This is a genomic window from Neisseria sp. P0021.S007 (assembly GCF_051956855.1).
This window is the reverse complement of record NZ_JBQCXA010001797.1, coordinates 1-434: the sequence shown is the minus strand read 5'-3', so window position 1 is coordinate 434 and position 434 is coordinate 1. Positions and strand designations below refer to the sequence as shown.

At 50.2% G+C, this 434-nt stretch carries 2 protein-coding genes; both read left to right on the top strand.

Annotation, left to right across the window (positions count from 1 at the left end; all coding sequences use genetic code 11):
* On the top strand, window positions 1-181 hold a 181-nt coding region (locus ACTHUR_RS21515; RefSeq protein ID WP_440400844.1), incomplete at its 5' end, for a PH domain-containing protein.
* 9 nt (window positions 182-190) lie between these two features.
* Window positions 191-434: DUF1971 domain-containing protein (locus ACTHUR_RS21510; RefSeq protein ID WP_440400843.1), on the top strand; the 244-nt coding region annotated here is incomplete at its 3' end.

Below are 434 nucleotides of genomic sequence, written 5' to 3'. Positions count from 1 at the left end.
GTATCGTTCCGTATCGCGCTTTTCGGTGGAAACCTCAGGTCATTTCGATTTGGATGCCGAGCTGAAGATTTGGATTTCTTCTAGCGAGGCGCCAACCGAAACCTTGCAGTTTAAAAGCGACAAGAGCGTGATTGCCATTCAGAAAGCCTTGGCAGAAGCCGTATTGAAACCGTCAAAATAGAAAGGAAATATGATGAGCGAACAGCAAGAATTGTTTTGTTACAAACAGATGCCGGTGTGGACGGCGGACGAGATTCCCGAAGCCTTGTTGTCCAAACACAATACCGCCGCCGGTACTTGGGGCTGCCTCAATGTCCTCCAAGGCCGTCTGAACTTCAATGAATTGGACGAGGCGGGCAATGTTACGGCCACGCATGAGCTGACGCCTGAGAGCGGCGATTGGATTATCCATCCGCAAGCATGGCACTTTATTG